Genomic DNA, 1,058 nt, shown 5'->3' on the forward strand with positions numbered 1-1,058 from the left:
GGAGCTGAAATCAGTCGAAGATACCAGCTGGCTGCAACTGTTTATTAAAAACACAGCACTGTGCAAACACGAAAGTGGACGTATACGGTGTGACGCCTGCCCGGTGCCGGAAGGTTAATTGATGGGGTTAGCGGCAACGCGAAGCTCTTGATCGAAGCCCCGGTAAACGGCGGCCGTAACTATAACGGTCCTAAGGTAGCGAAATTCCTTGTCGGGTAAGTTCCGACCTGCACGAATGGCGTAATGATGGCCAGGCTGTCTCCACCCGAGACTCAGTGAAATTGAACTCGCTGTGAAGATGCAGTGTACCCGCGGCAAGACGGAAAGACCCCGTGAACCTTTACTATAGCTTGACACTGAACACTGGTCCTTGATGTGTAGGATAGGTGGGAGGCTTTGAAGCGTGGACGCCAGTCTGCGTGGAGCCGTCCTTGAAATACCACCCTTTAATGGCTGGTGTTCTAACGTGGACCCGTAATCCGGGTTGCGGACAGTGTCTGGTGGGTAGTTTGACTGGGGCGGTCTCCTCCCAAAGAGTAACGGAGGAGCACGAAGGTTAGCTAATCCTGGTCGGACATCAGGAGGTTAGTGCAATGGCATAAGCTAGCTTGACTGCGAGAGTGACGGCTCGAGCAGGTGCGAAAGCAGGTCATAGTGATCCGGTGGTTCTGAATGGAAGGGCCATCGCTCAACGGATAAAAGGTACTCCGGGGATAACAGGCTGATACCGCCCAAGAGTTCATATCGACGGCGGTGTTTGGCACCTCGATGTCGGCTCATCACATCCTGGGGCTGAAGTAGGTCCCAAGGGTATGGCTGTTCGCCATTTAAAGTGGTACGCGAGCTGGGTTTAGAACGTCGTGAGACAGTTCGGTCCCTATCTGCCGTGGGCGCTGGAGAATTGAGGGGGGCTGCTCCTAGTACGAGAGGACCGGAGTGGACGCATCACTGGTGTTCGGGTTGTCATGCCAATGGCACTGCCCGGTAGCTAAATGCGGAAGAGATAAGTGCTGAAAGCATCTAAGCACGAAACTTGCCCCGAGATGAGTTCTCCCTGA

At 54.1% G+C, this 1,058-nt stretch carries 1 rRNA gene; it reads left to right on the forward strand.

What is annotated here, in order from left to right:
- Positions 1 to 1,058, forward strand: a 23S ribosomal RNA gene (locus AB8818_RS22845); the annotation flags it as partial.

It is taken from the genome of Enterobacter sp. KB-280D8, from assembly GCF_041399405.1.
Classification (GTDB): domain Bacteria; phylum Pseudomonadota; class Gammaproteobacteria; order Enterobacterales; family Enterobacteriaceae; genus Enterobacter; species Enterobacter cloacae_N.